Raw genomic sequence first — 21,937 nt, 5'->3', positions numbered from 1 at the left:
CACCTCACCGCAGAAGGGCACCCGATGAGCATCGGACAGCCGACCGTCACGGCGTTCTCCGTCTACCCGGTCGCCGGGCGGGACAGCATGGAGCTGAACCTGTCCGGCGCGCACGGCCCCTACTTCACCCGCAACGTCGTAGTCCTCACCGACTCCGAGGGACGCACCGGGCTGGGGGAGGTGCCCGGCGGCGAGAAGATCACACAGACCCTCCGTGACGCCGAACCCCTCGTCCTCGGGGCGAAGGTGGGCGACTACAAGCGCGTCCTGCGCAAGATCGGCGACCGGTTCGCCGACCGCGACACCGGCGGACGGGGCGCCCAGACCTTCGACCTGCGGACCACCGTCCACACGGTCACCGCCGTCGAGTCGGCGCTGCTCGACCTCCTCGGGCAACACCTCGACGTGCCCGTCGCGGCGCTCCTGGGCGACGGCCAACAGCGGGACTCGGTTCGGGTGCTGGGCTATCTCTTCTATGTCGGCGACCCGGACCGGACCGACCTGGAGTACGTCCGTGAACCCGGCTCCCCGGTGGAGTGGTACCGGATCCGGCACGAGGAGGCCCTGACCCCGGAGGCGATCGTCCGCCAGGCAGAGGCGGTCTACGACCTCTACGGCTTCCGGGACTTCAAGCTCAAGGGGGGTGTCCTGGAGGGCGCCGAGGAGGTCAGGGCCGTACACGCCCTCAAGGACCGCTTCCCCGCGGCCCGGATCACCCTCGACCCGAACGGCGCGTGGTCACTGCGCGAGGCGATCGAGCTGTGCCGGCCCTTGGTGGGCACGCTCGCCTACGCCGAGGACCCCTGCGGAGCCGAAGGCGGCTACTCCGGACGGGAGGTCCTCGCCGAGTTCCGCCGCGCCACCGGCCTTCCCACCGCGACCAACATGATCGCCACCGACTGGCGCCAAATGGCCCACGCCCTGACCCTTCAGTCGGTCTCCATCCCGTTGGCCGACCCGCACTTCTGGACCATGCAGGGTTCGGTGCGCGTGGCGCAGCTGTGCAACGCGATGGGACTGACCTGGGGCTGCCACTCCAACAACCACTTCGACATCTCCCTGGCCATGGTGACCCACTGCGGTGCCGCGGCTCCGGGCGAGTACAACGCCCTGGACACCCACTGGATCTGGCAGGAAGGGCTGGAACGGCTCACCGTCACGCCACCGCGCATCGTCGGCGGCGAGATCGCCGTCCCGAACGCCCCGGGCCTCGGCGTCCACCTCGACATGGACCGGCTCCTCGCGGCCCACGACCTCTACCGGGAGAAGACGTTGGGGGCACGCGACGATGCCGTCACCATGCAATACCTCCTCCCTGGCTGGGAGTTCGACGGCAAGCGTCCCTGTCTGGTGCGGTAGGCGACTGTTCGCGGACCCGCCTTCTTCCTCGCCGGCAGCCGCGCGGCTCGCACTGAGCAGTCCGCGCGGATCGACGGGTGGTCGGTTCTTCCTGGTGCTCCCCGGTGTAGCCGTCGGGCGGCCAGGGCGGTGCTTCTCGGCGTGCCGCTTCGAGGGAGCGCGTGGTCCGGCCGTTCCCCACGCCCAGGAACGCCAGGTCCGGCGGAAGGCATGCGCACGTCGCGTGGCGCACGGTCGGGTCAGGCGTCAGGGCGCTGCGGGCCGCCGCTCACATGGTGGTTCGTGTCCCGGTGAGTTCGCGTCCGGTGACCATCTCGGAGGTGATCCGCACGAAGACTTCGTCCCGCATCGGCATCCAGGAGGTGGGGCCGCTGCGGGACAGGCGTTCGTGCTCGGCCGAGTCGGTCACCACGGCGGCCCGCCCGGTGACGACGACGCTCCAGCCGGACCGGGTGACCGGATCCAACTCGTCCCCCTCGAATGCGACCACGACGCCGTCGATCGCGCGCGCGAGCTCGGAGGCCGCCGACGTGCACAGCAGGACGGAGGCATCGGTGTCGAGGACGAAGTTGACCGGGAGCACCGCGGGCAGCGCCTGCCGGGTGTACACCACGCGGCCGACCGGCACCTTGGCCAACAGGCGCAGGCACTCCTGCCGGTCGAGAGCGCGAAAAGCATCGTTCTGAACCATCAGTCCATCGTCAGCGCGGCATTCGAGCACGGGTAGGGCCGGTCGGCCCCACTCGTACGGGCCGCGTGGTGAGGGCGCCGCGCGGAGAGGACCGACCGGTGCGACAGTGCCGCCGCGGGTCCCGGCGGTCATGCGGGACGGACACCCTCGGTTCCGTCTGTCGGCGCTTGTGCCGGCTCACCGGGGCGTGTGAGGTCGAACGCCACGTCCACGACCCCTTCGACCGCGCGGACCAGGCGTGCCGCCACCGGCACCAGTGAGGTGTCGCGGACGTGGCCCACGAGCTTCACGACGCCGTCCCGCACCTCCACACGCACGGACGAGGTAGGTGCGGGGAAGAGGTAGGACACGATCTCGCGGCGGACCTCCTCGGTGATCTCCTCGTCGGTGCGGAGGAAGACCTTGAGCAGGTCGGCGCGGCTGACGATGCCTTCGAGCATCCCCACGGCATCGACCACCGGGAGCCGCTTGACCTTGGCCCGGGCCATGGTGCGGGCGGCCTGGGCGAGCGTGGTGTCCGGGCGCACGGTGAGGGCGGGGGAGGTCATGAGTTCCTCGGCGGTCACCCCGCCCGCCTTCGCCAGGTCGGACAGGCGGCGCAGCTGGGTGTACCGGTCGGGGTCGCTGTCGCGGAACTCCTCCTTGGGCAGGAGGTCCGCCTCGGAGACGACGCCGACGACACGGCCCTCACCCTCGACGACGGGCAGGGCACTGATCTTCCAGTCCCGCATGAGCTGAACGATCTCCTTGAAGGTCGCTCCGCGGCCGACCGCGGCGACCGTGTGGGTCATGACATCGCTGACGATGTGCGGGGTGCCGTGCATGGCCACTCCTTCGTGCGCGTTCCGGGCGGGGTCAGATGACGCTGCCGGCGCCGTACGGGGCGTACAGGTTGAGCAGACGTGTCCGGGCCGAGCGCAGACGGTGGGCCAGCACCTGGCCCACCCACAGGCCGACGTCATTGCCCAGGGCCGGGTCGTCCTGGCACATGGACCGGACGGCGACGGCGTCGAACTCGTAGGCCCGTATCGGAGTGGTCGCCTCGGCTCCCATCTGCCAGGCGTGCGGTGGGAAGAGCCAGGACCAGCCGACCAGCTCATTGTGCCCGAGACTCTCGATGACCGCCGCCCGTCGGCCCGGCACCCGCATGTCGAGTTCGATCGTGCCGGTGCGGATGATCCAGAAGCGGTCGGCGCGGCCGCCCTCCTCGAACAGACGCGTTCCCACGGGGATGGACACATCCCTGGCCAGGCGCATGAGCCGCTGACGGTGCTCGGCAGAGAGCGTGCGCAGCATGCTGGGGGTGGGGGGAGCGTTCATGACGTGCCTCCACTGCCGGGTGTACGGGCTTCCACCACCAGGGTGTTCCGGGGCGTCGGCGGGGGCCATGGGCCACCCGGTCCATCGCACGGGCCGTTCGGCACCGGAGGCGGGACTCCGGGACATCGGCTCGTGGGGTGGGGCCGAGGAGTCGGGGCTGAGCGGGCCTCTCGGTCCGGGACCTTCGGGGCCTGTGCGGGCCGTGCGGCCGCCGCCTCGGCTCTGGCGCTGAGCAGGACGTCGGTCGCGGATCGGCATCTCCGCCAGAGACTCGTTCAAGAAGCACGGCCAGGCCCAGATCCGCTCCCGGGGGTCAGCGGGAAGCGCCCTGCGGGGAGCGGGGCGTACCCGCCTACTGACGGTCGAGCCACGCGCGGTACGCGGTCACGGCCGTGGGGAGGGTCGGGAAGATTCGGTCTTCGCCGACCGAGTCCGCGAGGCCGTACGCCTCCAGGTCGTCCAGCAGATCCTGCTTCACGCGGGCGAGGGCGAACTCGATGCCCCGGCGGGCCAGTGTGTGCCGCAGTTCGTCGACCGCGTCGAGGGCGGTGATGTCCACCTCGACGTTGGCCTCGGCGTTGAGGACGAACCAACGGACGGGGTCAAGCTGTTCGTCGACGGCGGCCAGGGCGCGGCGCCGGAAGTTCTCCGCGTTGGCGAAGAAGAGCGGGGAGTCGTAGCGGTAGACGAGGAGCCCGGGGATCGTGCGGGCCTCGGGGTAGTCGTCGACGTCGTGCATGCCGGCCACACCGGGGACCAGCCCCTCCACCGCGTCGTGCGGGCGGGCGACCCGGGTCAGCAGCTCGGCCACCGACAGCCCGACGGCCACGATCACCCCGTACAGGATGTCCAGGGCGAGTACTCCGGCCAGGCAGCCCAGGGCCAGGAGCAGTTCGCGGCGGCGGAATGACGCCAGTCGGCGGAAGCCGGCGAGGTCGATCATGCGGACCGCCGCGTAGACCACGAGCGCGCCGAGCACGGCCGAAGGGGTGTGCGTCAGGAGCGGGCTGAGCAGGAGCAGCACGGCGAGTACCGCGGCCCCGGCGACCAGCGCGTACGCCTGGCTGCGGGCACCCGCGGAGGCCGCGAGCGCGGTGCGGCTGGCGCTGCTGCTCACCGGGAAGCCGTGCAGGACCCCGGCGCCGAGGTTGGCCGTGCCCAGGGCCAGGAACTCCTGGTCGGCGTCGAGCCCGGGGCCTTCCTCGTCGCGGTCGTCGAACGCGCGGGCGGTGAGGATGAAGTCGGTGTAGGCGACGAGGAGTACGCCGAGTGCGGGCAGCACGAGGTGCGGCAGCTCGCCCAGGTCCGGGACGGCGAAGCCGGGCAGGCCGGACGGGACCTCACCGATCACCTTGATCCCGTACCGGTCGTCGAGGTCGAAGACCGCCACGGCGGCGGTGCCGAGGACGACGGCCAGCAGCGGGCCGGGCACAGCTCGGACGTAACGGGCCGTCACGAAGAGGAACGCGAGTACGGTGGCGGAGAAGACGACGGTGGCCAGGTGTGTGTCCGCCAAGTGGCTTAGGAAGAACCACAGTTGGGGGAAGAACTCCGTGCCGGACTTCCGTACGCCGGTGAGTTTGGGGAGCTGGTCCACCATCATGATGAGCGCGACGCCCGCGAGATAGCCGACCAGGACGGGACGGGACAGCAGGTCCGCCAGGAAGCCCAACCGCACCGCCCGGGCCACCAGGCACAGCAGGCCGACCGTGACCGCGAGGGCCGCCGCCAATGACGCGTAGCGCCCGGAGTCCCCGGCGGCGAGCGGTGCGACCACCGTGGCCGTCATCAGGGCGGTCGTGGACTCGGGGCCGACCGACAGCAGCCGCGAGGAACCGAACAGGGCGTAGCACGCGAGAGCCGGGAGGATCGCCCACAGCCCGGCGACCGGCGGCAGCCCGGCCACGCCCGCGTACGCCATGACCTGCGGCACCAGATACGCGGCCACGGTGGCGCCGGCGAGCAGATCACCCGCCAGCCACGCACGCCGGTAGCCGAGAAGGGCCACGACCCCGGGCGCCCACCGACGCCACCTCGATCCGTTCCCGCCCGCCTTCAGGGCCATGTGCCACCTTTCGCCGGTCCAAGGATCCATCGTCCGCGGCAACTCGCGGGACACGGGTACGACAGCATGCCCGGGCAGTGGATGGCACCGGGCCCAACCGGCCTGGCAGACAGGGCCGTTCGGCCCCATGGCCACAGACCTTCGGCATCCGGCGCCGCCCGGGCGCACGGCACCAGAGTGAGGTGCGTCAGGCAAAGACCCGACCGCCCCTCGAAGGGAACCATGACCATGGCCGTGCACGAGCACCCGAACCGGAGCTCCGGCTTCCGCCTGCCGTCGTTCCGCAGGCATCGGGCAGCCTCCGCAGCCGAGCCGGCCGCCTCGGCCGCCTCGGCTCCTCGGCCGTGTCGGCACGCACCGCCACGCACCGCCACGCACACCGCGCCGGCCTACGCGCTCGCCTCCCTACGCCTGCTCACCGGGTTCGTCCTGGCCGCTGCCGCTGCCGCTGCCGCTGCCGCCGCCGGCGACACCCTGGGCCTCGGCAGTCGCTGGGCCGAGCTCCCGCTCGTCCGCCGCAGCCGCCGGCTGCGCTGACCCGCGGGAGGCACGGCGGGCCCGAGCCGCGCCCGAGCCGTGCGGAGGCCACTCGGCCCCGATTCGGGACCAGTGGCCCCTGCCCGAGGAACCCCCTGAACACGACCCTGGAATCGAACTCCTCGCCCTGGAGGTGGAGAGCATGCTCCGCACCATCACCGTAGGCCTCGACGGCTCGTCCGAGAGCCGGGCCGCCGCCGAGTGGGCCGCTCGCGAGGCGCAGGTCCGCGACCTCGCACTGAAGATCGTCCACATCTGGGAGCCCGTACCGGAGCCCATCGCCCAGGCGCCGCTCCTGGTCCGCGAGACCCACCGGCACTGGACCGAGCGCATCCCCCGCGAGGCCGCCGACGGCATCAGGCTGCGCCACCCCGGCGTCGAGGTGACCAGCGAGCACGTCGCAGGCCGCCCGAGCGAGATCCTGATCGAGGAGGCGAAGAACGCCGAACTGCTCGTCCTGGGCTCCCGGGGCCTCAGCGGGATCGGCGGGTTCATGGTCGGCTCCGTGGGCCTCGCCGTCGTCGCCCACGCGGAGCGCCCCGTGGTGCTGGTCCGTGCCCTGGAGCAGGCCGCGGACGAGCACGAGATGGACCCGGCCGGCATCCCGTCTGCAGCGAGCCCGTTCCGGCCCGTCGTCCTCGGCCTCGACATCGAAAACCCGGACGAGACGCTGATCGAGTTCGCCCTCGACGCCGCCCTGCGCCGCGCCACCTCCCTGCGGGTCGTCCACGGCTGGAACGCGCCGCCGTACTACGCCTACGGGCTCTCCGCGGACCTGGAACTCCACGAGGCCCTGGCCCGGCGCGAGACCACCGCCCTGACCGAGGTCCTGGGCCCGTGGCGGAAGAAGTTCCCGGACGTCGAGGTCACCGAGGAGTCCCACTACGGCACCCCCGGCCACCACCTCGTCGACGCGTCCCGCGAGGCCTCGCTGGTCGTCGTGGGCCGCCGCATCCGCCGCAGCCCCTTCGGCGCCCACATCGGCCCCGTCGCCCACGCCGTCCTGCACCACTCGACCGCCCCCGTCGCTGTCGTGCCCCACCACTGACCCACCCCGAGGAGCAGCAACCATGAAGGCAGCGGTCGTACGAGCATTCGGTGCACCCCTGGTCATCGAGGAACGCCCCGACCCCGAGCCCGGCCCCGGCCAGGTCCGCGTCCGCGTCGAGGCGTCCGGGCTGTGCCACACCGACATCCACGCCGCCCACGGCGACTGGCCCGTCAAACCGAACCCACCGTTCGTCCCCGGTCATGAGGGCGTCGGCCTCGTCGAGAAGCTCGGCGACGGCGTCACCCACCTGAGCGTCGGACAGCGGGTCGCCGTGCCCTGGCTCGGCAGGGCCTGCGGACGCTGCGAGCACTGCCTGTCCGGCTGGGAGACGCTGTGCGAGCAGCAGATCAACACCGGCTACGGCTGTGACGGCGGGTACGCCGAGAAGATGCTCGCCTGGGCCGACTTCGCACAGCCGGTGCCCGAGGGCGTCACCGCCGTCGACGCCGCCCCACTGACCTGCGCCGGCGTGACCACGTACAAGGCGCTCAAAATCGCCGAGGTGCGGCCCGCGCAGCTGGTCGCGATCTCCGGGATCGGCGGCCTCGGCCACCTCGCCTTGCAGTACGCCAAGATCGCCGGCGCCACGGTGGCCGCGATCGACGTCACCGACGAGAAGCTCGAACTCGCCGCCGAACTCGGTGCCGACATCGTCATCGACGCCCGCAAGGAGAACATCGGCGAGGTCCTCAAGCGGCACGGCGGCGCCCACGCGGCCATCGCGCTCGCGGTGAACGACGCGGCCTTCGCGGCCGTCAACGCGGGTCTGCGGCGCGGAGGCAAGCTCGTCATGGTCGCCCTGCCCGCCCACGGCACCGTCCAGGTCCCGATCTTCGACACGGTCCTGAACGGTACGAGCGTGATCGGTTCGATCGTGGGCACCCGGCAGGACCTCGCCGAGGTCTTCCGGCTGCACGCGGCCGGCCGGACCAGGGTGATCTGCGAGACCCGCCCGCTGGCCTCGGTCAACGACTCCATCGACGACGTGCTGCGCGGCCAGGTCACGGCCCGGATCGTCTTCGACCTCGGCGCGGGACGGTGAGGGAGATGGCGATGGACCTGCCGATCGTCGTCGGCGTCGACGGCTCCGAGCCCGGCCTGCGGGCAGTGGACTGGGCGGCCGACGAGGCCGCCCTGCGCGGGGTGCCGCTGCGCCTGGTGTACGCCTCGCTGTGGGAGCGCTACGAGGGCGCCCACCTCGCCGAGGAACTGGGCAAGCCGTCCGAGCGGGTACGGGCCGAGGACATCGTGGAGAGCGCCGCCCGGCGAGCCCGCCTCCGCCGACCCGAGGTGAAGACCACCACCGATGTAGTGCCCGAGGAACCCGAGTACGCGCTGCTGAGGGAGAGCCGGAACGCCTCTCTACTGGTGACGGGCACCCGGGGCCGCGGTGCCCTCACCGAGGCGCTGCTCGGCTCGGTCAGCCTGACCGTGGCCGCCCATGCGCACTGCCCGATGATCGTCATCCGTGGCAACCACGACAACCATGCCCTGCCCGCCACCCACGGTCGTATCGTCCTCGGCGTGGGGGAGAAGCCGACGTCCTCGGCGGCGGTGCGCTTCGCCTTCGAGGAGGCACGGCGACGCGGGGCGCGCGTCGAAGCCGTACGGGCCTGGCGGTGCCCCGCGCACGAGACCACCGATCACCCTCTGCTGGCAGGAGAGCCCGCGCGCCTGCACGAGCAGCGGGCCGCGGAGGCCCTGGAGGCGGCGCTGCATGACGCTCCCGCCGATGTCCGGCTGCACCGCCGTACGGTCGAGGGCCACGCCCGGAACGTGCTGGTCGACGCCTCGCGCGGCGCCGACCTGCTGGTCGTCGGAGCCAAGCGCCGGCAGCGGAGCTTCGGACTGCAGCTCGGCCGGGTGACCCACGGGGTACTGCATCACTCCACCTGCCCGGTCGTGGTCGTGCCCGAGCAGGAGTGAGCACGGTGACGGGCTGCTCAGAGACCCGCAGCGTGATCAGGGACGTACGTCTGCAGATCACGCGGCGGGCGCTCGTAGCCGGTCGACGGCGGGCGCACGGGCAGGTCCAGCACCGAGGGCGGGACCTCGTGGTAGGGCACGGAGTCCAGCAGGTGGGCGATCATGTTCAGCCGGGCCCGGCGCTTGTCGTCGCTCTCGACCACGTACCAGGGCGCCTCGGAGATGTCGGTGTGCACCAGCATCGCGTCCTTGGCCCGGGAGTACGCCTCCCAGCGGGTGATCGACTCCAGGTCCATCGGCGACAGTTTCCAGCGCCGCAGCGGGTCCTCCAGCCGCTTGCGGAACCGCTCCTGCTGCTCGGTGTCGCTCACCGAGAACCAGTACTTGCGCAGCAGGATGCCGTCCTCGACCAGCATCCGCTCGAAAATCGGGCATTGCCGCAGGAAGAGCTGGTACTCCTCCTTCGTGCAGAAGCCCATCACATGCTCGACGCCGGCCCGGTTGTACCAGGACCGGTCGAACAGCACGATCTCCCCGGCGGCCGGCAGATGCTCGACGTACCGCTGGAAGTACCACTGGGTGCGCTCGCGCTCCGTCGGCTTGGGGAGCGCCGCGATCCGGGCGACGCGCGGGTTGAGGTGCTCGGCGACCCGCTTGATCGTGCCGCCCTTGCCCGCCGCGTCCCGCCCCTCGAAGATCACGACCAGCCGGGCGCCCTCCGTCCGCACCCACTCCTGGAGTTTCACCAACTCCATCTGCAGACGTAGCAGTTCCTTCTCGTACGCCGCGCGGGACACCTTCGCCGCCTGCTTGTCGGCCATTCCGCCTCCACCACCCGATGACCCCCGTCGATGAGTTGCGGAGTCACCCATGACCAAGGTCGAACACCAGAACGTCACCGTACTTTCCGACGACGAACTGCGCACCCTGGACGCCCACTGGCGGGCCGCCAACTACCTGGCCGCGGGCCAGATCTACCTGATGGCGAACCCCCTGCTGACCGAGCCCCTGAAACCGGAACACATCAAGCCCCGGCTGCTCGGCCACTGGGGCACCTCACCCGGCCTCAACCTCGTGTACACCCATCTCAACCGGGTGATCAAGGCGCGCGGGCTCGACGCTCTGTGCGTGTGGGGTCCGGGGCACGGCGGCCCGTCGGTGCTCGCCAACTCGTGGCTGGAGGGCTCCTACAGCGAGACGTACCCCGACGTGTCGCGCGACGCGGAGGGCATGGCGCGGCTCTTCCGGCAGTTCTCCTTCCCCGGCGGGGTGCCCAGCCATGTCGCTCCGGAGACGCCCGGCTCCATCCACGAGGGCGGCGAACTCGGCTACTCGCTGGCGCACGCGTACGGCGCCGCGCTCGACAATCCCGGCCTGCTCGTGGCCTGTGTGATCGGGGACGGCGAGGCGGAGACCGGGCCGCTGGCCGCCGCCTGGCACTCCAACAAGTTCCTCGACCCGGTGCACGACGGAGCGGTCCTGCCGATCCTGCACCTCAACGGCTACAAGATCGCCAATCCGACGGTGCTGTCCCGCCTCCCGGAGGCCGAGCTGGACGCGCTGTTGCGGGGATACGGCCATGTGCCGATCCATGTGACCGGCGACGACCCGACGCAGGTACACCGCGCGATGGCCAGGGCTGTCGACGAGGCGCTGGACCGCATCGCGTCGACGCAGCGGGCCGCCCGCGAGGACGGAGTCGCCGAGCGTGCGCACTGGCCGGTGATCGTGCTGCGCACGCCGAAGGGCTGGACCGGCCCCGCCGAGGTCGACGGGGAGCCCGTCGAGGGCACCTGGCGCGCCCACCAGGTCCCGCTCGCCGGGGTGCGTGAAAACCCGGAGCACCTGCGGCAGCTGGAGACCTGGCTGCGTTCGTACCGGCCCCAGGAGCTCTTCGGCCCGGACGGCCGGCCCGCCGCGGACGTCCTCGCCTGCCTCCCCGAAGGCGCCGAGCGGCTCGGCTCCACCGCGCACGCCAACGGCGGACTCCTCGTCCGCGACCTGCCCATCCGGTCCCTCGACGACTTCGCCGTGCCGGTCGAGAAGCCGGGCACGACACTGCACGAGCCCACCCGGGTACTGGGCGACCTCCTGGCACAGGTCATGAAGGACACCCGCTCCCGCCGGGACTTCCGGGTGGTCGGCCCGGACGAGACCGCCTCCAACCGGCTCCAGGCCGTCTTCGACGCCAGCGGCAAGGCCTGGCAGGCCGGGACGCTGCCGGTCGACGAACACCTGGACCCGCACGGCCGGGTGATGGAGATCCTCTCCGAACACACCTGCCAAGGCTGGCTGGAGGGCTATCTCCTCACCGGCCGGCACGGACTGTTCTCCTGCTACGAGGCGTTCGTGCACATCGTCGACTCCATGGTCAACCAGCACATCAAGTGGCTGAAGACCTCACGGGACCTGGCCTGGCGCGCCCCCATCGCCTCCCTCAACTACCTGCTCACTTCGCACGTGTGGCGCCAGGACCACAACGGCTTCTCCCACCAGGACCCCGGCTTCGTCGACCACATCCTCAACAAGAGCCCCGAGGTCGTACGGGTCTATCTGCCCCCGGACACCAACACCCTGCTCTCGGTCGCGGACCACGCCCTGCGCAGCCGTGACTACGTCAACGTGATCGTGGCCGGCAAACAGCCCTGCTTCGACTGGCTGTCCATCGAGCAGGCCCGCGCCCACTGCGCGCGGGGCGCCGGGATCTGGGACTGGGCCGGCACGGAGGACGGCGGCGAACCGGATGCCGTCCTCGCCTGCGCCGGGGACGTGCCCACCCAGGAGGTGCTGGCCGCCGCCCAGCTGCTGCGCCGTCATCTGCCGCAGCTCGCCGTCCGCGTGGTCAACGTCGTCGACATGACCCGGCTGCTCCCGCGCGAGGAACACCCGCACGGGATGAGCGACTTCGAGTACGACGGGCTGTTCACCACCGACAAGCCGGTGATCTTCGCCTACCACGGCTACCCCTGGCTGATCCACCGCCTCGCCTACCGCCGCACCGGCCACCCGCACCTGCACGTCCGCGGGTACAAGGAGTCCGGCACCACGACAACCCCGTTCGACATGGTCGTCCGCAACGACCTCGACCGCTACCGCCTGGTCATGGACGTCATCGACCGCGTCCCCGGCCTCGCCGTCCGCGCCGCCGCCGTACGCCAGCAGATGGTCGACGCCCGCACTCGCCACCACGCCTGGATCCGCGAGCACGGAACCGACCTGGCGGAGGTCGCCGACTGGACCTGGAGCGCCTGAAAACCCCTGCTCTGCAAAGGAGTTCACCACGGCGACCTGCCTGGGGATACCATCGCTGTCGCTGTCGCTGTCGCTGTCGCTGTCGCTGTCGCTGTCGCTGTCGCCGGAGCCGGACCCATCGGCCTCGCGGCGATCGGCACGGCACGCCTGTGTTCGTACCCGAGTGGATCGTCGCCGTCGACCTGGCCGCGCCCCGGCTGACTGAGAGCCTTCAGGCAGGCGAACGGAGCGGCACCGCGGGGGATCGGTGCCGCTCCTGTTTTCCAGTGTCCCTCGGATCGCCCGCGTCCCAAAGGGCCGCTGGTTCCGACCTGGGGGCCTGTTTCAGCGGCTGTCGCTGCCCGACGTCGCGGGCAGGGCTGCCCGGCCGGCCTCCAGCCGTGCCACCGGGACGCGGAAGGGCGAGCAGGAGACGTAGTCCAGTCCCGCGGCGTGGAAGAAGTGCACGGACTCGGGGTCGCCGCCGTGCTCGCCGCAGACGCCGATCTTCAGCCCCGGGCGCGCGGCGCGCCCCTCGTCGACCGCGATGCGGACCAGTCGGCCCACGCCGTCACGGTCGATCGTCTCGAAGGGCGAGGTGGCGAAGACGCCCTTGTCGAGGTAGGCGGAGAAGAACGCCGCCTCGACGTCGTCACGGGAGAAGCCCCACGTGGTCTGGGTGAGGTCGTTCGTGCCGAACGAGAAGAACTCGGCCTGTTCGGCGATCTGTCCGGCGGTGAGCGCGGCTCGCGGCAGCTCGATCATCGTGCCGATGGGGCAGTGGACCTCGACGCCCGTCTCCGTGGCGACCTCGGCCAGTACCCGCTCCACCTCCGCACGGGCGAGCCGGAGTTCCTCGACCGCGCCGACCAGCGGCACCATGATCTCCGCCTCGGGGGAACCACTGGCGGAGAGCCGTTCGACGACCGCCTCTGCGATCGCCCGGACCTGCATGGCGACCAGGCCGGGCACCACCAGGCCCAGCCGCACGCCCCGCAGGCCGAGCATCGGGTTCTCCTCGTGCATGCGGTTCACCGCGTCGAGCAACTCGACGTCGTGGGCGTCCGGTTGTCCACCGCGTGCCTCGGCAGCGGCGATACGGACCGCGAGTTCCGTCCGGTCCGGCAGGAACTCGTGCAGCGGCGGGTCGAGAAGACGGATGGTGACCGGCAGCCCGTCCATCGCCTCCAGGATGCCCACGAAGTCCTGCCGCTGGAGGGGCAGAAGCGCGGCCAGCGCCTCGTCGCGTCGGCTGTCCTCGCGGGCCAGGATCATGCTCTCGACCAGTCGACGACGCTCCCCGAGGAACATGTGCTCGGTCCGGCACAGCCCCACACCCTGAGCCCCGAACCGACGGGCCCGGGCCGCGTCCTCGGGGGTGTCGGCGTTCGCCCGTACCTCCAACGTCCTTACGGAGTCGGCCTGTTCGAGTGCGCGGGCCACAGCGGCGACCACGCCCCCGGACAGCTCGCCGCTCTCCAGGAAGCGCATCGCCTCGGAGGCGACCAGCGGAACCGCCCCCGGGTACACGGCACCGGCCGAGCCGTCCACCGAGAGGACGGTGCCCTCCTCGACGACGCTCCCGTCACGCGTGGTGAAGCGCCGGGACTCGACGTTCACGCTCAGTTCCTCCGCGCCGCAGACACACACCTTGCCCATGCCCCGGGCGACGACGGCCGCGTGGCTCGTCTTGCCGCCCCGGCTGGTCAGCACGGCCTGTGCCGCGACCATGCCGGGCAGGTCGTCGGGTGTCGTCTCCTGCCGTACGAGCACGACCTGCTCGCCGGCGTCGGCACGCCGTACGGCCTCGGCGGAGTCGAAGACCGCCGCACCGACCGCGGCGCCGGGCGAGGCCGGGATGCCGTGGGCGAGTGCCTCGCCGGTGGCGGTGGTGTCGAACCGGGGGAACATCAGCCGGGCCAGGCCCTCCCCGCCGACCCGGGCCAATGCCTCCTCCGGCGTGATCAGGCCCTCCTCGACGAGTTCGGCGGCGATGGCGAACGCGGCCTCGGCGGTGCGCTTGCCGACTCGGGTCTGGAGCATCCACAGTGTGCCGCGCTCGATGGTGAACTCGATGTCGCACAGATCGCGGTAGTGCCGTTCCAGGGTTCCCATGTGGTCCCGCAGCCGACGGTAGGACTCCGGGTCCAGCCGTCCCAGTTCCGTCAGGGGGACGGTGTTCCGGATACCGGCGACGACGTCCTCACCCTGGGCATTGGACAGGTAGTCGCCGTAGAGGCCGGGCCGCCCGGTGGCCGGGTCGCGGGTGAAGGCGACTCCGCTGCCGGAGTCGGGGCCCAGGTTGCCGTACACCATGCGCTGCACCGTGACGGCCGTGCCCAGGTCGTCGGGGATGTGTTCCCGTCGGCGATAGAGCCTGGCGCGCTCACCGTTCCAGGAGCGGAAGACCGCGAGGACCGCCAGGCGCAGCTGCTCGGCGGAGGACTGCGGGAATTCGGCCCCGGTCTCGTCGATGATCAGCCGTTTGTACGTCTCGACGAGCCGGGCGAGGTCGCTCGCGTCCAGGTGGAGGTCGTCGGGCGCTTCACGGGCTGCCTTGAGCAGGGTCATGGCCTCGTCGAACTGGGCCGGGTCGACCCCCATGACCGTACTGCCGAACATCTGTATGAGACGGCGGTACGAGTCCCAGGCGAAGCGCTCACTGCCGGACGTATTGGCCAGGCCGAGCACGGAGTCGTCGTTGAGGCCGATGTCCAGGACCGTCTCCATCATGCCGGGCATGGAGAAGCGTGCTCCGGAGCGGACGGACAGCAGCAGCGGGTCGTCCCGTTGCCCCAGTGTCCGTCCGGCGGAGGCCTCCAGCGCGGCGAGATGCCGGCCGACCTCCTCCGCCATGTCGTCCGGCTGGGCTCCGGTGGTGAGGAAGGCGCGGCAGGCCTCGGTGGTGACGGTGAAACCCGGCGGGACCGGTAGACCCAGCCGGGTCATCTCGGCCAGGTTCGCGCCCTTGCCGCCGAGCAGGTCGGCCATGTCACGGCTGCCGTCGGCGAAGTCGTACACGTAACGGACCATGCCGCTCTCCTCCATCTTGCCGAGGGCCGGGGGCCCCGCCGGGAGCGCCACCGGGCGTCGCGGGGCCCGAAAGCGGAAGAGCACATGGCAAGGCCCGGTACTGAAAATCCTGGCCCTGACCGGGCAGCCGGGCGACTCGGCCGGATCCGCTACCACCCCTGGCTGCCGACGGCTAACTTGGCACATGACCGGACCGGTGGGGGTCCGTCGGATCAGGGGATCTGGAGGAACAGCAGGTGGGAAGCCCAGAGGAGGCCCGCGTACGGCTGCCGCAGCTGAGGCTGGACGAGCTGCTGGACGAGCTGCAGGGCCGCCTGGACGCGGCCCGAGGCACCCGCGACCGGGTGCACAGCCTGTTGGAGGCGGTGCTCTCGGTCGGCCGGGAACTGGACCTGGAGCAGGCCCTGCGCAGCATCGTTGAGGCCGCGGCCGTGCTGGTCGACGCGGAGTACGCGGCGCTCGGCGTGATCGGCCCCGACGGCAAGCGTCTCTCCGCCTTCCACACGGTCGGCGTGTCCGACGAGCAGATCGCCCGGATCGGCCCGTATCCGGAGGGCCACGGCATCTTGGGGGAGCTGATCCACCACCCGGAGCCGTTGCGCCTGGCGAAGATCTCCGAGCACCCGGAGTCCTACGGCTTCCCGCCCCACCATCCGCCGATGAACACCTTCCTGGGCGTCCCGATCCGCGTGCGTCACCAGGTCTTCGGCAACCTGTACCTGACCGAGAAACGGGGCGGTGCCCAGTTCGACGAGGAGGACGTCTCCGTCACGCTCACGCTGGCCGTGGCAGCCGGGGTGGCGATCGACAACGCTCGGCTGTACGCGGAGTCGCGGCTGCGGGAGCGGTGGCTGCGGGCGAACGCCGAGATCGTCCACCGGCTGATGGCGGGTGGGGAGCGTGCCGAGGTCCTGGGGCTGATCGCCGAACAGGCCCGGGAGATCACCGGTGCGGCCCTGGCCGTGGTGGCGATGCCGATGGAGGAGACGGATTCGCTCTCCGTGGAGCTTGCCCTGGGCCACGGAGCGGACGCGCTCCAGGGCGTGGTTCTGCCGGTGGACGGCACCCTGATCGGCGAGGCCTTCTCCGGCGCGACCGCCGTCACCAGCGCGGACGTCCTCCACGATGAGCGCGTCTCGACGGGTCTGTCGAGGTTCACCGGCCTCGGCCCGGCCGTGGCCGTCCCCGTCGGAACGGGCGAGAGCGGCGTACGAGGTGTGCTCCTCCTGGTGAGGGAAGCGGGGCAGATCGCGTTCTCGGAGAAGGAGATCGACCTTCTGAGGGGCTTCGCCGCGCAGGCGGCGATCGCGATGGAGCTGGCGGAACGTCGCCTGGAGGCCGAAGAGGTCGCGGTGCTCAAGGACCGCGACCGGATCGCCCGCGATCTGCACGACCTGGCGATCCAGCGGCTGTTCGCCACCGGCATGACCCTGCAGAGCGCGGGCCGTTTCATCGAGCACGCGGAGGCGTCCGAACGCGTGTCACGGGCGGTGGACGACCTCGACGAGACCATCAAGATCATCAGATCGACGATCTTCGGCCTGCGCACGCGTGAGGGAACCCAGGGGAGCGGCTTGCGGGCCCGGGTCGTGCGGGTGGTCGGAGAAGCGGCACCGGTGGTGTGCTTCGCCCCCAGCGTGCGGATGGAGGGCCTCCTGGACACCGATGTGCCGAAGGAGATCGCGGACAACGTGGTGGCAGTGCTTTCCGAGGCCCTGACCAACATCGCCCGGCACGCCCGAGCCGACCGCGCGGAGGTCGTGCTCGCGACCGACGGGCGGGAGGTCCGGTTGTCGGTCACGGACAACGGCGTCGGCATTCCGCCCGCCGGCCGTCGCAGCGGCCTGCGCAACATGGCGGAGAGGGCCGAGCACCTGGGCGGACGGCTCGAACTGACGGAACCCGCCGACGGCGGTACTTCGCTGGTGTGGCGCGTGCCGCTGAAGAAGGGCTGATCGGCGAGCGAACGTGAACCGTCGGGCCCGTGCCGGAACGCCGGTGACGGTGGGCTCTCTCGTACAGGAACGCCGGTGACGGTGGACTCCCTCGTGCCGGAACGCCGGTGACGGTGGACTCCCTCGTGCCGGAAGGACGGCGACGGTGGACTCTGAGGATGTCGTGTCGTACGACGGCATCCGAGCACCTGGAGACGCCATGGCCGACACGCCCTGCCTGGTGAACGATGTGATGACCCGTGCTTTGGTCGCGTTGCGCGCGGGGGCCGGGTTCAAGGACATTGTGAGGACCATGTGCCGCTGGAACATCAGCGCGCTGCCGGTGCTGGAGGCGAACGCCATGCCTGCGGCGCGGTCTCCGAGGCCGATCTGCCGGCCAAGGAGACGTCCCTCGACGCGGGTCCCGACGAGGACGAGTGCCCGCGCTGTGACGCCGGCCCCGGCAAGGCCCACGCAGTGGTCGCCACATGGCGTGACCGTGGTGACTGCCCGCCGACAAGGGGAGTGATCATGACCGCTGGGCCCCGTGACGTGCTCACACCCGCGCTGCGTGGCATCAGCGCGGTCGTGTTCGACACCGACGGGGTGATCACCGACTCGGCGCGCGTACACGCGGCAGCCTGGAAGACCGCCTTCGACGCCCTCCTCGCCGAGCATCCACCCGAGGATCCCGCACAGCGGCGCCCCTTCGACACCGGCGACGACTACCTGCGCTACGTCGACGGGAGGTCCCGGTTCGACGGCGCCGCCGCCTTCCTGGCATCGCGCGGCCTCGCCCCGACGGCGGCGACCGTGCGCGCCGTGGCGGCACACAAGGAGCTCCTGTTCACCGAGCGGCTCCGCGAACACGGCGTCGACGCGTATCCGGGGACGGTACGGCTGGCGCGGGTCCTGCGTGACTTCGGGCTGCCCCTCGCCGCGGCCTCCGCGTCACGCCACGCCGGCGAACTGCTGGCCGGCGCGGGCGCGCGGGACCTCTTCGACGTCCTGGTCGACGGCGGCGAGGCCGCCCGCCTGGGGCTCGCGGGCAAGCCGCAGCCCGACCTGTTCCTGGAGGCGGCCCGCAGGCTCGGCGTCCCCCCGGCCCGCTCCGCGGTCGTGGAAGACGCGTTGGCGGGCGTCGAAGCGGGCCGACGCGGCGGGTTCGCCCTCGTCGTCGGCGTGGACCGCACAGCCGGCCCCGACACCCGGCAAAGACTCCTTCGGTACGGCGCCGACATCGTCGTGACCGACCTCGGAGAGCTGCTCGAAGAGGGAGTACGGCGTTGACCGGCCGGCCCCGGAAGTACGAAGCCTACGACACGGCGGACGAGCGCCTTCGGGAGTCGCTGTGCACGCTGGTTACGGCTGCTTCGCCACCCGCGGGGCGCCGCCGGAGTGTGCCGCCGACGACGCGCACTACCCGGGCACCTGCGCGGCCGGCTGCTACGACCGGCGCACCTCGGACATCGCGGGGCACCGGGTGGAGAACGAGGACATGGTCGACCTCCCGAACCGGCTGCCGCTCCGTTTCCGCCTCCCGGGGAGCAGTGGCTGACCCCTGACACCGCGCAGGTCCTGGACCACTGACAGGTGCTGCACCTGGCCTCCGGACTTGACGCCAGGCGCCAGCCGTGCCGCCCGACGCCTGGCGCGGCTGGAGACAGGCGGGATTCGGCGGGGCGAGTGGCGTGGACAGGGGCCCGCCGGGTACTCGGGACCCGTGCGACGGATGGTGCACTGGCCGTCCGTCTGGTGAGGAAGAAGAAGCAGATGCAGTTCCGTGACCGCGGACAGGCGGGGCGGGAACTGGCGGAGCGGCTGCGGATCCTCCAGGAGAAGGGGGCACTTCCGCATCCCGTGGTCCTCGCCCTGCCCCGTGGCGGGATCGCGGTCGCCCGCGAGGTCGCGTTGCGGCTGCAGGCCCCGCTCGACGTGCTCGTCGTGCGCAAGATCGGGGCGCCCTTCCACCGTGAACTCGGCGTCGGTGCGATCGCCGGTGACGACCCTCCCTTCTTCGACGAACGGATCCTGGACCATCTGGGACTGAGCGAGACCGCGGTCGCGGACGTGGTGGAGCGGGAGCGGAGGGAACTCCGTCGCCGCGAAGAGCGATACCGGCAGGGCCGACCGCCGCCGGAGCTGCGCGGTCGCACCGTGATCGTCGTCGACGACGGTCTGGCGACCGGTGTGACCGCGCGTGCCGCGCTGCGCGCCGTACGACGCCAGGCACCCGAGCGCGTGCTCCTGGCCGTACCCGTCGGCTCACCGGCAACAGTCGACCTGATGCGGGCGGAGGCCGACGACGTGGTCTGCCTCCTCCGGCCCGTGGAGTTCGCGGCCGTCGGCGAGTGGTACGAGGACTTCACGCAGCTGACGGACGAGGACGTGCTTGAGGCGTTGGCGGGTGATGAGTAATTGGGTGATGGGTGAGGCGGGTGATGGCTGATGGGTGAGTGTGGTGTGCGGCGGTGCGCGTGGTGCGGGCGCGCGAGTCGGCGACTCGGCCCTGACATCGGCAAAGGGCGGCCACTCGCCCACCCTGGCTGCGGACCGGCGTCGATCCCGGGGGCGGCGCGGGCGGTCACGAAGGCATTCACCATCTCCGCCTCCTCGCGAACCGATCGGTCGGACAGGCCCAGGCGGAGTGAGCGTTGGTCGCCAAGCCGACTCACGTGCCGGATCCCTCGCACGAGCCGCGGTGAGCGTGAGCGTGAAGCGTGCCGTTCGGCTCCCGAGTGATGTGGACGCCGTCGCTGATGCGGTCGAGGGCGGGGGGACCGTGGGCCCGGTTGGAGGCAGAGGGCCTCGCGGAGCGTCCACGCTCGTTGCGCGCTCTGCACGGGGGACCCAGCCACGCGTCGAGGCCGTCGTCGGTCTTGTCCGCCGCCACGTCGACGGCCACTCGGCAGTGCACCTCCAGGCGGAAGGTGATGTCCTCCAGCAGCGCCGTCGGCACAGGCGGAAGCGTGCCACGGCGGTGGGGCGCTGAGGTCGGCCGAGCACTCCCTCGTCCCCAGCGCCGCCTCCGCCACACAGCGTCACCGGCTCGCCCCCCACGCCTCGACGCGCACATCGGCCGTGTGCGGCACCGTCCGGTGGCCGCTTCGCCGTCGCGCCGTAGATGGATCGGGTCCGACAGGGGGAACATGGACATATCGGTCACGCAAATGTATGGCCCGCGGAAGAAGGCGACGGCGATGATCTCCCAGTCGGTCTTGGTACCCGTCGGGGACGAGGTGCTCGCGGCTGATGTCGAGGTGCCCGTGTCGGCCCGGTCGGTGGTGTTGTTCGCTCATGGCAGTGGCAGCTCCCGGCGCAGCCCCCGCAACCGGATGGTCGCCGGGCATCTGCGTGTCGCAGGACTCGCCACCGTGTTGATGGACCTCCTCACCGAGCGCGAGGAGCGAGAGGACGAGTGGTCGCCCGAATACCGCTTCGACATCCCGCTCCTCGGAGACCGTCTGGTGGCCGTGATCGACTGGCTGGAGGATCACCCCGGTACAAGAGGCTTTCCCGTGGCTCTGTTCGGTGCCAGCACCGGAGCGGCGGCGGCTCTGGTGGCCGCCGCGCAGCGGCCCGACCGTGTCATCGCCGTGGTGTCGCGCGGCGGTCGGCCCGATCTGGCGGGCGAGGCCCTGGAGCGCGTACGGGCTCCGGTGCTGCTCGTCGTCGGCGGCCGGGACCGGGAGGTGCTGCGGTTGAACGAGGAGGCGGCCCGGCGGCTGAGGGTCCCGCACATGTTGCGCGTGGTGCCGGGCGCAACCCATCTGTTCGAGGAGCCCGGCGCGCTGGAGCAGGTCGCCGCCGCGGCCGGGGCGTGGTGCGAGCAACGCCTCACGGCCCTGGCCACGCCCGGGACGGACGCCTGACTCGCCCGCCGGGCGCGCGCCAAACTGCCTCGGACCGGAGAGGCACCGCGGTGCACCCGGCGCCTCGGTGCGCCCGAGGGGCCCTGCCGTAAACCGCCGAGAGCCTGTGCGTTCGCCGGACCGTGGGTGGGCGGTGGGTACGCCGTGGATGGGCCGGTCGGCCGGTCCCGAACCCCTGCCGGTCCCGAACCCCTGCCGGTCCCGAACCCCCGTCTGTACACGCGGCCGCCTACACCGGCCAGTTCCTGTGGCCGGTCCCGTGTAGCCGCCCATTCCCGAGCCGCGCCACCCGTCCCGCTCGGCGATGCTGCGGGACTATCCCGACGCGATGTGATGCGCACATGCCGGCCCGCGTTCAGCCGCGCCCCGCCTTCCCCGCCTTCGTTCAGTCGCGCCCCGCCTTCCCCTCCATCACCTGCACCAGCAGCCCCAGCGCGTCGAGCACCCGCTGCCGGTCCTCCCCGAGGCCCGCCAGCAGTTCGACCTCGGTGGCGAGCTGGCGGGGGAACAGTTCGTCGATGGCGCGGGCGCCGGCCGGGGTGATGGTGATCAGCGCGGCGCGCCGGTCGGCGGGGTTGGGGGTGCGGGCAATGAAGCCGCGCCGCTCCAGCTTGGCGAGGGTCTTGCTGACGCCGGCGCGGGAGAGGCCGAGGCGTTCGGCGAGCCTGCGGGCGATGAACGGGTCGGTCGCGTGGCGGAGCGGGATCAGCATGTCGACCTCCGGCGCGGTGAGTGGCGCGCCCTCGTAGAGCGGCTCGACGGCCCGGCTGAGCAGGGCGGTGGCGCGCTTCAGCAGGCCGATCACCTCCATCGAGGAGGTGTCGAGGCCCGGGTTGTGCTCGGTCCACTGGGCGCGGACGTCGTTGAGGGAGGAGGGCATGCGGCTCGCCTTCTCGCTTTCGGGACGGTCCCCGAAGT

The 21,937-nt window shown here is 71.6% G+C and carries 18 protein-coding genes and 1 pseudogene; 11 read left to right on the top strand and 8 right to left on the bottom strand.

The features are described from left to right. The first annotated feature begins 30 nt into the window (after nt 1-30). Complete coding sequence (locus SGFS_RS07160) at nt 31-1,359, top strand: enolase C-terminal domain-like protein (protein ID WP_286259831.1); 1,329 nt, start codon at nt 31-33, stop codon at nt 1,357-1,359. A gap of 268 nt (nt 1,360-1,627) precedes the next feature. On the opposite strand, the gene SGFS_RS07155 is transcribed toward SGFS_RS07160, so the two are convergent. The 4 genes from SGFS_RS07155 to SGFS_RS07140 all read right to left on the bottom strand — a co-directional run bounded on the left by SGFS_RS07155 (nt 1,628) and on the right by SGFS_RS07140 (nt 5,435). Further along, nucleotides 1,628-2,050 carry a pyridoxamine 5'-phosphate oxidase family protein gene (locus SGFS_RS07155; protein WP_286248585.1) on the bottom strand — a complete coding sequence of 141 codons (423 nt, stop codon included), beginning with the start codon at nt 2,048-2,050 and terminating at the stop codon, nt 1,628-1,630. A 128-nt stretch (nt 2,051-2,178) separates the two neighbouring features. Next, nucleotides 2,179-2,874, bottom strand: coding sequence for a CBS domain-containing protein (locus SGFS_RS07150; RefSeq protein WP_286248583.1), 696 nt, complete (start codon nt 2,872-2,874; stop codon nt 2,179-2,181). Nucleotides 2,875-2,905: 31 nt separating this feature from the next. Then, complete coding sequence (locus SGFS_RS07145; protein WP_286248582.1) at nt 2,906-3,370, bottom strand: Crp/Fnr family transcriptional regulator; 465 nt, start codon at nt 3,368-3,370, stop codon at nt 2,906-2,908. Nucleotides 3,371-3,722: 352 nt separating this feature from the next. Further along, nucleotides 3,723-5,435: a SulP family inorganic anion transporter gene (locus SGFS_RS07140; RefSeq protein WP_286248580.1), complete on the bottom strand. Its 1,713-nt coding sequence runs from the start codon at nt 5,433-5,435 to the stop codon at nt 3,723-3,725. Between the two features lie 222 nt (nt 5,436-5,657). Here SGFS_RS07140 and SGFS_RS51770 point away from each other — a divergent pair, with 222 nt between their 5' ends. The 4 genes from SGFS_RS51770 to SGFS_RS07120 all read left to right on the top strand — a co-directional run bounded on the left by SGFS_RS51770 (nt 5,658) and on the right by SGFS_RS07120 (nt 8,949). After that, nucleotides 5,658-5,972 (top strand): hypothetical protein, encoded by a 315-nt coding sequence (locus SGFS_RS51770; RefSeq protein WP_434026433.1) that lies wholly within the window; start codon nt 5,658-5,660, stop codon nt 5,970-5,972. Nucleotides 5,973-6,114: 142 nt separating this feature from the next. After that, nucleotides 6,115-7,020, top strand: coding sequence for a universal stress protein (locus tag SGFS_RS07130; RefSeq protein ID WP_286248578.1), 906 nt, complete (start codon nt 6,115-6,117; stop codon nt 7,018-7,020). Nucleotides 7,021-7,042: 22 nt separating this feature from the next. After that, complete coding sequence (locus tag SGFS_RS07125) at nt 7,043-8,065, top strand: zinc-dependent alcohol dehydrogenase (protein WP_286248576.1); 1,023 nt, start codon at nt 7,043-7,045, stop codon at nt 8,063-8,065. Nucleotides 8,066-8,070: 5 nt separating this feature from the next. Then, entirely contained in the window at nt 8,071-8,949 is an 879-nt protein-coding gene (locus SGFS_RS07120) for a universal stress protein (RefSeq protein ID WP_286248575.1), read from the top strand. A gap of 17 nt (nt 8,950-8,966) precedes the next feature. Here the strand turns inward: SGFS_RS07120 and ppk2 are convergent, their stop codons facing one another. Continuing rightward, nucleotides 8,967-9,770, bottom strand: a complete 804-nt coding sequence (ppk2, locus tag SGFS_RS07115) for a polyphosphate kinase 2 (protein ID WP_286248573.1) — start codon at nt 9,768-9,770, stop codon at nt 8,967-8,969. A 49-nt stretch (nt 9,771-9,819) separates the two neighbouring features. Between ppk2 and SGFS_RS07110 the strand changes: the two genes are divergently transcribed. Then, a complete protein-coding gene (locus tag SGFS_RS07110; protein WP_286248569.1) occupies nt 9,820-12,201 on the top strand; it encodes a phosphoketolase family protein in 2,382 nt (793 codons plus the stop codon). Between the two features lie 324 nt (nt 12,202-12,525). On the opposite strand, the gene ppdK is transcribed toward SGFS_RS07110, so the two are convergent. Beyond that, a complete protein-coding gene (gene ppdK / locus SGFS_RS07105) occupies nt 12,526-15,213 on the bottom strand; it encodes a pyruvate, phosphate dikinase (protein WP_286248568.1) in 2,688 nt (895 codons plus the stop codon). A 236-nt stretch (nt 15,214-15,449) separates the two neighbouring features. Here ppdK and SGFS_RS07100 point away from each other — a divergent pair, with 236 nt between their 5' ends. The 4 genes and pseudogenes from SGFS_RS07100 (at nt 15,450) to SGFS_RS07085 (ending at nt 19,565) form a co-directional block, all read left to right on the top strand. Beyond that, nucleotides 15,450-17,168 carry a sensor histidine kinase gene (locus tag SGFS_RS07100; protein WP_286248567.1) on the top strand — a complete coding sequence of 573 codons (1,719 nt, stop codon included), beginning with the start codon at nt 15,450-15,452 and terminating at the stop codon, nt 17,166-17,168. A 510-nt stretch (nt 17,169-17,678) separates the two neighbouring features. Further along, nucleotides 17,679-18,437, top strand: coding sequence for an HAD family hydrolase (locus SGFS_RS07095; protein WP_286248566.1), 759 nt, complete (start codon nt 17,679-17,681; stop codon nt 18,435-18,437). Continuing rightward, nucleotides 18,434-18,734 (top strand): annotated as a pseudogene (locus tag SGFS_RS07090) (glycoside hydrolase family 65 protein); the annotation flags it as partial. The gene SGFS_RS07095 and the pseudogene SGFS_RS07090, both read left to right, overlap by 4 nt. Before the next feature lie 186 nt (nt 18,735-18,920). Beyond that, nucleotides 18,921-19,565, top strand: a complete 645-nt coding sequence (locus SGFS_RS07085; RefSeq protein ID WP_286248564.1) for a phosphoribosyltransferase — start codon at nt 18,921-18,923, stop codon at nt 19,563-19,565. Nucleotides 19,566-19,818: 253 nt separating this feature from the next. Here SGFS_RS07085 and SGFS_RS07080 read toward each other — a convergent pair whose 3' ends face one another. After that, on the bottom strand, nt 19,819-20,106 hold the full coding sequence (locus SGFS_RS07080; protein ID WP_286248562.1) for a hypothetical protein: 288 nt from the start codon (nt 20,104-20,106) through the stop codon (nt 19,819-19,821). 241 nt (nt 20,107-20,347) lie between these two features. On the opposite strand from SGFS_RS07080, the gene SGFS_RS07075 reads away from it, so the two are divergent. Continuing rightward, nucleotides 20,348-21,019, top strand: a complete 672-nt coding sequence (locus tag SGFS_RS07075; RefSeq protein ID WP_286248561.1) for a dienelactone hydrolase family protein — start codon at nt 20,348-20,350, stop codon at nt 21,017-21,019. A 385-nt stretch (nt 21,020-21,404) separates the two neighbouring features. Here SGFS_RS07075 and SGFS_RS07070 read toward each other — a convergent pair whose 3' ends face one another. After that, nucleotides 21,405-21,899, bottom strand: a complete 495-nt coding sequence (locus SGFS_RS07070; RefSeq protein WP_286248560.1) for a MarR family winged helix-turn-helix transcriptional regulator — start codon at nt 21,897-21,899, stop codon at nt 21,405-21,407. Nucleotides 21,900-21,937: the final 38 nt, after the last annotated feature.

The organism is Streptomyces graminofaciens (assembly GCF_030294945.1).
Taxonomy (GTDB): Bacteria; Actinomycetota; Actinomycetes; order Streptomycetales; family Streptomycetaceae; genus Streptomyces; species Streptomyces graminofaciens.
This window is presented reverse-complemented; position numbering and strand designations above follow the sequence as displayed.